A 9,151-nucleotide genomic window follows, 5' to 3' on the forward strand; every position below is an offset into this window, starting at 1 on the left:
TTATAAACCATCGCAAGCCTGTATGCGCGAATGGTATAATCGTCTTTTCCGGGCATGCAGCTGTCTGCAAAGCGCATTCCAGTTAGACCTGTAAAGATGTATTAACTATCACATGTGCACACGTGTTAGGGCACACAGGGCCACTGATTCGCATGTGAGGAAGCTGCCATGCGCACGATCGCGCTCATCAATCAAAAGGGCGGCGTAGGGAAAACGACAGTCGCCCTGCACCTCGCGGCGGCGTTCTGGCAACACGGGTCCGACGCATTGGTCCTGGACCTAGACCCTCAAGCATCCGCCACCGAATGGCACGACGCGCGCGGCGAGGCCCTTCCCCACGTGGAGAGCATCCAGCCGGCCCGCCTCGCGAAGGTAGTTGAGCACGCGGCCGAGATCGGCACCGGTGCACTCATCCTCGACACCGCGCCGCACGCGGAGAGCACAGCGCTGGACGCCGCCCGGTGCGCGGACTTGGTGCTTGTCCCGTGTCAGCCTTCGATCATGGATCTGCGGGCCATGCGTAAGACAGTCGAATTGCTGAAGCTGGTGAAGGTGCCGGCATTCGCGATCCTTAATTCCGTCCCGTCCTATGGGACCGTGGCCGACGAGGCAGCCGAGATGATCGAGAGCGGCCTCGGCCTTGCCGTCTGTCCGGTCCGCCTCGGTGATCGCGTTGCTTACAGCCGGTGTCTTATCGCCGGCCAAGTCGCACAGGAGGTCGAGCCGCAGGGCAAAGCTGCTTCTGAAATCGCACGATTGTACATGTGGACATGCGAGCAACTCCGCATCCCTGCAGGCGAACGTGTGCGCAACTCCGCCCCACCACACGGCGAGATGCCTGCATCCTCACATCCGCGCACGTGAGCGTGTGCACAACCACACAGGAGAGCATGAGCACATGAGCAACCGTTTCGCCGCTGGGCTATCCTCTATTAAGGAGAAGAGCGGCAAGGCGCCGGCCGCGCCAGAAGCGCCTGCAGCTGCCCCTGCTTCATCGCAGAGCGCCCCAAGCCGCAAGGGCAAAGTGGTGATCTCCGCCTACTTCGATGCGGCCGTGCGCCAGCAGTTCGCCATCCTGGCTATTAAGCAGGAGAAGTCGCAGGCCGCCATGATGGCCGAGGCGCTCAATCTTCTATTCGAGCGGCATGGGGAGCCGCCAATTGCGAAGGCGTGAACTACTTCACAGCGGGGGCTGTCGGAATTGTACCGTCGTTCTAGTGTACGACCCGGCATGTGGGGTGCGTCATGGCCGAGCAATTAGGGTTTTCAAGCCGATGGGCTCCCAGTGATAAGGCGGACGATTGGCTTCAACAACTAGAGCGGTCCGGAACCGAGGCGATACGGTACAAGCTCGCGCAGCACGCTGGTGGGTCCGCGGGATCGATCGCGATCGGCACCGAACCGTACCTCACGAAGGGATTTGCTGAGGAGTGGCTCGAATGGAAGGATCGGCTCAAGCGTGAGGCCGACGAAGCTCATCGCGAGCGCGTAGCCTGGTGGACGAAAGCCGCAGCGATCGGAGCCATCCTGGCGGCCGTCTTCACCTTCATCGGCGCGCTCGCCACCGTGAGCCAAGCCGTAATCGCGTGGCTTGCGCTACCGAAGCCATAGAGATTTGACAGGGGGAAGCCGAGCGGCGACCAATGCGACAAGCGCCACCCTGGCGCGAGTCGGAACCTAAAACACGAAACCCGCCTCCAGGGAGACGGGTCACATGCCGGCCGAGGCCGGGAACGTTCAAGATTGGCGTCTGAACCTTCCCGCAAATCGAGCTGATCCGCAAGAGGGAAAACCCGGTTTTCCTCAACGGCGGAGCTATGCCAGCGTGCGGCTGTGTCCCTTGCGACGGGTCTCAAACCCGAAGGGACACCCATGTTCGCGATCCATTTGCGGGCAGCCGTTGAAGCTGCACCGCGCGTGAAGCTATCGGAACTCACCGCGCTACTGTGGAAGGCATTTGCTGAAGGGCAGGTCACTGAGGTCGAGGCAGAGGAGTTATCGGGGCTAATAGATGCTCGCCGGGCCGTGCAGACGGCTGCAAGACCAACGCAGAGGCACATAGGCTCTCGGCCGCGAACGTCAGAATCGATGGCACGGCGCAGAACGTGGGCCGCCCGATCGCTCTGTCCCCCTCAGATCGCAGCCCACTTCACGCTAGGGGAGCAAGCGGCACTAGCCGTGGTCGCGGCCGAGGTCCGGCGCCGTGGAGCCTGTAGCTGGTCGGTAGGGCAGCTAGCAGCGGTGGGCGGCATATCCGAGAGCACGGTGAAGCGGGCGCTTCGCGAAGCCAGGCGGCTGGGCTTGGTCTCGGTCGAGGAACGTCGGCTGACGGCCTGGCGAAGCGACACGAACGTGGTGAGAGTGATTGCGCCACAGTGGGTCGCTTGGCTTCGCCTCGACCCTGTCCAGGGGAGAGGGGTTCAAACCGGAAACCCCACGAAGTACCAGACTAAGAGACCCTTCATGCGAACGGCGACCGGGCAAGGGGTTTCCGGATGGGCGCATGGTGGACGGGGCAGTGCTAAAGGGCCTTTAAACAGCGATTTTGCGGGCGCTGGAGCCCTTCGAACCCTCGCGGGGAAGGATGGGGGCTTTCGATCAAAGAAAGGCTCGGTGGCCGGATAATGAGCGCGTTACGCATCATCGAGTTGAAAAGGCTGCGGACAAAGCCAGCGTCGCCAAAGCCTCCTCCCACCATAGGCGAGCGAGTGGCAAAGCTCCGAAAGCGGAAGGGCCTGACACAGGCCAAGCTTGCCGAGGCGATCGAGATGCATCGGTCTGATCTCAGCGACCTCGAAAGAGGGGAACACGATCCCAGGTTGGGAACCCTACGAAAGATTGCCCGAGGGCTCGGCATCACGCTAAGCAAACTGGTCGAAGGGCTGGACTAACAGTCAAGGTGTATTACATCCGCGTATTACACTAGCCGTATTACATGATGTATAATACGGATAGTGTAGGATTTTTCCTACTTCTCTCGCGCGCGTACATTATATGGTGGATTTTGCCCGATCCTGATAACGAACAAATTTGCAGGTTTTATCCTACATGCCTTGCAGACATCAGCACGGATAGATGCAATACAGATGATCTAACAGAACATCATCGTACTATTGTTTTCCTCCTGAGCCGTTAGGCGAAGGAGGAAAACATGAGCGGCGTTTTTGGCAAAACGCTCGCCCATACATCTAGACAGATACTAGAGCTACCACGGGAAGCCTGATAGACATCCCTGTCCGGCAAGGTTCGTTAGATATGTCGTATGGGGGTCTTGGCGCTACGCGCCGCCCGCGACTTTCGGGTTTGTAGAGTGTGCGGGGAACGCGTGCAGATAACTGCATGGCATGGAACATGATCCGTGTAATACCGGTGGTATGGGAAGAAGCCGTATTACAATGTCGGATTCTTCCTACCAAAAAAGCTGAGGATTTTTCCCGGGCACTGAAAACATTAATTTAGTGCCGGGCATCTACTCCAACTTCTTGGTTTCCCTGGCTTTTTCAAATCGGGCCGGAAGGCCGCTTAGGGTGGTGAGCGGACCTAGGCTAACTGCCGGATAGCTGACGTTCGCCCTAAGGTAGGCGCCGCGATACGCTGTCTTGCAAACCAGAGTGGGCCAGGCTCTGCAAAGGCGTGCCGACGAGCACTGCCCTCGTGCAGGCAGCCTCGTCGAGTGCGGAGTGCAAAACAGTCGGTCACCCCTGCTCCAGTAGGTTTGTGAAGTTCGCGACGATCCCGGGCATCTGGCTGCCCTTTCGGGACGAGGCCATCAAGCGGACATGATAGCGGGCGCCGTCCGCGCCCTCGATCGTCCGCTCGGAGGGCCGGCTCGTCGCCAGCACCGTTGGGATTTCGTCCAACAGCCACGTCAGAGGGATCGGTGCGGAGAAGTTGCTCAGGGGCCGGCCGATGTCGGTGGGCTGCAGGCCGAAGATCTGCGCCGCGGCGCGGGTGAACATGCGGATGTGGAGATCGGGCGTCAGGAGCACGCTGGCGACGTTCATGCCCTCGAACAGCGTGGCCTGGTCGTTACTCAATAGATCGATGGTCTCGATCTTGGACGTCAGCTCGGCATTCACCGTCTGAAGCTCCTCGTTCAGAGACTGCGTCTCCTCCTTCGAGGCCTCGAGTTCCTCGTTGGCGGCCTGCATCTCCTCGTTGACCGAGGACAGCTCCTCGTTCGAGGATTTGAGCTCCTCGAGGGAGGTCTCGTACTCCTCGATCACGGCCTGGAGCCGCTCTCGCGTCGCGCTCAATTCGCGTTCCAGGCCCTGAAGCGCCGTGTCTCGCTCGTTCGCCTCCAGAGCCTGCCGCCGCTCCTTCTCGACGGGTGCGGCAGCTTCGTTGAAGACGACCAGGAACAGCGGCTCGGCCGCGCCGGGCGTGTTCAGCGGCTTGACCACTAGAGAGATCGACTGGAAACGGCCGTCCGGCAACGCGACGCCGATGCCGTCGCGCACGACCCGGATGTTGCCCTCTATCGCCTCGCGCAGTGCCGTCCTGAGATCCAGCCGCAGGCCCTTGCGCGCCATCGCAGCCAGTTCCCGGGTCGGCTGACCCGGCACGACCTCCAGGTGATCGCCGATCCGCGACGAGTAGTGCACGGCCTCGCCTGTCCGCGACACGACCGCGTGGGGCGGCGTAAACTCGGACAGCATCAACGCCTCGACCGTGTGCCGCAGGGCCGCATGCGTCGTGACGTTGCTCCGGTGCGGCTGGCCGGCACTCGCGAAGATCGGCGTGTCCGGCCCAGACATCGACGGCAGGCGGGCCGACGGGATCGCATCGCGAGCCTGGAAGATGCGATGCCGCTTATCGGTCGCCTCGAACAGATCCTCGAAGCGCGTCACGTTCTCAGCCATCCCGATGAACAGGTAGCCGCGCGGGCGTAGAGCGTAGTGCAGCACCGGCAGCAGCAGTTGCTGAGCCTCGACGCCGAGGTAGATCATCAGGTTGCGGCAGGAGACGAGATCGAGGCGCGAGAACGGTGGGTCGCGCAGCACGCTGTGCGGCGCGAAGGTACAGAGGTCGCGTACGGCCTTCTCGACCACTGCGCTGTCGCCCTCGACGACGAAGTGCTGCGCGATCCGCTCGGGCGAGACGTCGGACAGGTAGGCCGTCGGGTAGCGGCCGGTCCGAGCGACCGTGAGCGCGCGCTCGTCGATGTCGGTGGCGAAGATCTGTACGCGCGGCGGATCAACCAGGGTGAGCAAGTGCTCGCGCAGGAGAATGGCAAGCGAGTAGACCTCCTCGCCGGTCGAGCAGGCCGGCACCCAGATCCGCACGACATCGTTCGCCGCGCGTGCGTCGAACAGCTTCGGGATGACGTGGGTAGCCAGAGCCTCGAAGGCGGCGGCGTCGCGAAAGAAGTTCGTCACACCGATCAGCAGATCCCGAAACAGCACCGCAACCTCGGCCGGATTGGCACGCAGCAGCTTGAGGTAGCCGTCCGGCCCGGCCGCGCCGACGACGCTGATGCGCCGCTGCAGGCGGCGTACGAAGGTGCTGGGCTTGTAACCCGAGAAGTCATGGCCGACCTGCGAGCGGAGGATGGCGAAGATCTCGTTGAGCAGCTCAGCGTCAGGCTCCCGCGCGACCGCCTCGGCCTGCGCATCCGGCGCGGCGGCGACGTGCGCGGCGATCAGGTCGCCCATCCGTTCAGCCATCTCACCGAAATCGACGAGGCCGGTCCGCAGCGCGCTGATGGGCATGTCGGCGGTGTCGGGGCCGTCGCCATCCGCGGTCTGGGCCAGGGTCAGGCCGCCGTGTTCCTTGATCGCCTTGACGCCGATAGTGCCGTCGCCGTCGCCGCCGGACAGGATCACGCCGACCGCGCGCTCACCCTGGTCGAGGGCCAAGGCAGTCAGGAAGACGTCGATAGGCTTGGTCTCTCTGCCCTCCCCGAGCGGCGTCAACGTCAGTCGGCCGTCCACGATGCCCATGACGAAACCGGCCGGCATGACGTAGACGCGGCCCGGTCGGACCGACACACCGTCGGTAGCGGCCTCGACCTCGAGCGGCGTGAACCGGGCAAGCACGTCCGGGAGCAGGCTCTTATGCTTCCGGTTGAGATGCGTAACGACGACGAAGGCTGCTTCGAGCGTCGCCGGCACCCCACGGAAGAAGCCCCGCATCGCCTCGATGCCGCCCGCGGACGCACCGATGGCGACTATCGGGAAGTGGTCCTGGTCCATCACTGCGTTCTGAGCCTTCGGATCGATGCCGCGCCGTTCGTCGGGTCCCAGCATCATGCGTTCTCGCCCGATGTCGAGGACGGCTGTGCAGATCAGCCGTCGTTCGTGGCTTCCTGCACGACGTAGGCGAGGCAGCGCGCCCGAGCCTCGGGGCTCTTCAGCCGCACGAACAGATGCAGCAGCGCCACCACGTCGGGGAGATGATCGAGACCCGCCACCGGCATTTCAGTGTCCGGTGTCTCAGCCGGGTGGGCCGTCAGGAAGGTCGCCACTGGAACACCCAGCGACCGGGCGATGCGGTCCAGCGCGCCGGGGGCGTCGTCTTGCGGATCCTCACCGGTCATCATGGCTTTCCACCGATCCCTGCGCCGCGTCGATCAATGCACGGCGATTCCGGCCGCCCGTGGTCCCATCAGGCCAGCGACGCGACGCCCGACATGATGGAGGACCCGACCGAGGAGCAGGCGGGTCTGGGTATCGGGGTCGTCTTCCGAGGCCTCGTAGGCGTCGATGAGCGACGTCACCAATTGGTTCGATGGGCCGGGGTCCTCGTCCTTGCGACCTGTTGACGGCCCTGCAGCGGTCTGCTCGCGGGAGCGTCGCACGAGATCGCGCGAGGCCTGGAGCGTCCGCCGCGTCTCTTCGGCCGCTGCGCGCAACTCACGGGCAACTTCGAGGCACCGATCTGCTTGTAGGCGGTCCATCAGGAACGCTCCGGTTTCCGTTGCAGGCTCGCACCTAGATTGGTTCTGCGCAACTGCTGGGAGCGTGCACTCAATTTCTAGGTGTGGCAATCCGGAGATCGAGTTCGATGACGATTGAGAGGATCGAACGTCAACATCTACTGCAAGTCGGCTTTTCGTATGAGGGGAGCAGGTGCAAGTACACGCGCTGAGTTCCCGGGTACTCATCCGATAACTTGCCGGGAAGCGGACCTCCGGACCTTCCGCAATGGGTCGAAGCCGGACACGGTGAGACGGTTCAGGCTGCTTCAAGATGCCTGAGCCGGGCAAGCAGCCTACTTGCTTGAACCGCCGTCCACGTTTTGCCACGAGCGGTCGTGAGCTTTTGCGCGTTGAGGGCTGCTGCGATTCCATTGAACGTGGTGATGCCGGCGGCCCGTAGGGCAGTTATGGTCTCAGCGAGATCGGCGGCTCGTTGGTCCGCTTGGGCGGCATGTGCTGCCCTCGCTTGGGCTGCGTGAGCAGGAGTGCCCACGTAGCCGCGGAAGCCGCCTAGGACCTTCCCACGGGCCTTTGCGGCCTGGAGCGCAGCCCGAGTACGGGCGCTGATCATCTGCCGTTCGGCCTGAGCAACGACCGCCATAATGCCCACCACCATCTCGTTGGCAGCCGGCATATCAGCTGCCACGAAACGCACCCCAGCGTTTTGAAGCCCGAGGAGAAAAGCGGCGTCTCGCGAGAGGCGATCGAGCTTTGCGATCACGAGCTGGCACTTGTGCAGCCGGCATGCCGAAAGAGCGGCTTGCAGTTGGGGCCGATCGCTTTTGCCACCACTTTCGACCTCGACGTACTCAGCGATCTGCTCGGCTGCCGTACTGGCCAGATAGTCGCGAACCGCCGCCCGCTGTGCCTCGATGCCCAGGCCCGACCTACCCTGTTGTGCCGTCGAAACTCGCAGGTAGACGACGACGCGCTGACGATGGTGCATGATGGCCTCGGACAATTCGACCGACGAGCTTTGATCGAAGTGTCGAACTCTTGCCAGGACGTGCAGCTGTCTGCAAGAAATAAAACCAGTAAAATCAGATACTTAGCGAAAATCTGGACGATTATGCGTTTGACATACACAAGCCCGGAGGCAATGATTTCGTACGGTACCGTACGTTTACTGATGCATGTGCCTTGAATTGGACGTAGCATAACGCATCGTCAGCCACTGATATGGGCGCTGACGCCTGAGAGCAGCATGCGCTCCCGCCCTTAAAGGCGAGGGCCAAAGTGCCGCGTTATCATTTCAACGTCTATAACGGCCGTAGCTCGATCGACTTGGAAGGAACCGACCTCCCCAATCGGCAGCAAGCTCAACGGGAAGCTATCCGGCTTGCAGGTGCGCTACTGTGTGAGGAGGCAGATACATTGACGCCTGACGACGATTGGCGACTTGAAGTCACTGACGCTAGTGGCCTCATCTTGTTCAGGTTCGATTTCAGTTTTCAAAAAGCTCAAGCCACTCTCTGAACCTTTATCGTTTCAAACGGCCAGACGGCACCGTAAAGTGGACTGACGTGGAAGGCAGGTGGTTATGCTCCTGCTTTCTTGGCGTTGCTCATCTCGCGTCGCTTTGGGTGGAACTTGGTTTTTGCACAGATGCAAGTGAGAGCGAGATCGAAGCCTCAGTCGGCCTGATCCTGCGCGATAGCTCGCAGGCACTCCAAGGCAGCGTAGCGCCCCTGTTCGCTTTTGATCGCCAGCCACAAGGTCAGCAGCTCCGACGCGCCAGATACCTCATTCTTGGCATTTGGGTTTAGGAACTCTGCGATCGGAACGCTGGTTGCTTCGGCAATGCGCGTGAGAATATGGCCAGACCGGGGGGCTACGTCGGGCAAAGGGATGGCACCGCGCGGCATATCCATGACGAAATCCATATGGCTCAGCTTGACTGCGTACAACTCAGAATGACTGTATGCCGATAAATTTCAACCTGTGGACGAGCGACGACGCATCAGGTACGCTAGCGTACGTGTCAAAGCCTGTTTGTATAGGTCAGCACCTGTGACCACATCCCGTGACCTTGAAGCCGTCGCCGAAGCCTGCCTAAGTGCGAACGAGGTGGTTTCTGAGCATGGCACACCCGAGATGCGGGCGCTGATGCAGTCGCTTCTGTACATGGTAGGGCGGGAAATTGCCGCTAAAGGCCCACCTATGGATGTTCTTGAGCCTGCTGAACTCGAAAGTCGACTTAGGGTCGTTCGTTGATAACTGGCGACATGAGCT

General features: G+C 61.7%; 9 protein-coding genes. 6 read left to right on the plus strand and 3 right to left on the minus strand.

The annotated features are described in order from the left end of the window. The first annotated feature begins 168 nt into the window (after nt 1-168). From COGEMETH_RS21145 to COGEMETH_RS25850, 4 genes are all read left to right on the plus strand, one after another. Nucleotides 169-864: an AAA family ATPase gene (locus COGEMETH_RS21145; protein WP_238184573.1), complete on the plus strand. Its 696-nt coding sequence runs from the start codon at nt 169-171 to the stop codon at nt 862-864. Nucleotides 865-898: 34 nt separating this feature from the next. Next, on the plus strand, nt 899-1,174 hold the full coding sequence (locus COGEMETH_RS21150; protein ID WP_238184574.1) for a ribbon-helix-helix domain-containing protein: 276 nt from the start codon (nt 899-901) through the stop codon (nt 1,172-1,174). Nucleotides 1,175-1,245: 71 nt separating this feature from the next. Beyond that, nucleotides 1,246-1,611, plus strand: coding sequence for a hypothetical protein (locus COGEMETH_RS21155; protein ID WP_238184575.1), 366 nt, complete (start codon nt 1,246-1,248; stop codon nt 1,609-1,611). A gap of 1,013 nt (nt 1,612-2,624) precedes the next feature. After that, nucleotides 2,625-2,891 (plus strand): helix-turn-helix domain-containing protein, encoded by a 267-nt coding sequence (locus COGEMETH_RS25850; RefSeq protein WP_373875409.1) that lies wholly within the window; start codon nt 2,625-2,627, stop codon nt 2,889-2,891. Between the two features lie 804 nt (nt 2,892-3,695). On the opposite strand, the gene COGEMETH_RS21160 is transcribed toward COGEMETH_RS25850, so the two are convergent. Then, complete coding sequence (locus tag COGEMETH_RS21160; protein ID WP_238184577.1) at nt 3,696-6,251, minus strand: CheR family methyltransferase; 2,556 nt, start codon at nt 6,249-6,251, stop codon at nt 3,696-3,698. 56 nt (nt 6,252-6,307) lie between these two features. Here COGEMETH_RS21160 and COGEMETH_RS25855 point away from each other — a divergent pair, with 56 nt between their 5' ends. Beyond that, nucleotides 6,308-6,763: a hypothetical protein gene (locus COGEMETH_RS25855; RefSeq protein WP_373875411.1), complete on the plus strand. Its 456-nt coding sequence runs from the start codon at nt 6,308-6,310 to the stop codon at nt 6,761-6,763. 412 nt (nt 6,764-7,175) lie between these two features. Here the strand turns inward: COGEMETH_RS25855 and COGEMETH_RS21175 are convergent, their stop codons facing one another. Beyond that, nucleotides 7,176-7,865 carry a recombinase family protein gene (locus tag COGEMETH_RS21175; protein WP_238184580.1) on the minus strand — a complete coding sequence of 230 codons (690 nt, stop codon included), beginning with the start codon at nt 7,863-7,865 and terminating at the stop codon, nt 7,176-7,178. Between the two features lie 290 nt (nt 7,866-8,155). Here COGEMETH_RS21175 and COGEMETH_RS25860 point away from each other — a divergent pair, with 290 nt between their 5' ends. Beyond that, nucleotides 8,156-8,395 (plus strand): DUF6894 family protein, encoded by a 240-nt coding sequence (locus COGEMETH_RS25860; protein WP_373875410.1) that lies wholly within the window; start codon nt 8,156-8,158, stop codon nt 8,393-8,395. Between the two features lie 155 nt (nt 8,396-8,550). Here COGEMETH_RS25860 and COGEMETH_RS21180 read toward each other — a convergent pair whose 3' ends face one another. Further along, nucleotides 8,551-8,802 (minus strand): hypothetical protein, encoded by a 252-nt coding sequence (locus COGEMETH_RS21180; RefSeq protein ID WP_238184581.1) that lies wholly within the window; start codon nt 8,800-8,802, stop codon nt 8,551-8,553. Nucleotides 8,803-9,151 lie beyond the last annotated feature (349 nt).

This window comes from Methylobacterium trifolii, assembly GCF_022179685.1.
Taxonomy (GTDB): domain Bacteria; phylum Pseudomonadota; class Alphaproteobacteria; order Rhizobiales; family Beijerinckiaceae; genus Methylobacterium; species Methylobacterium trifolii.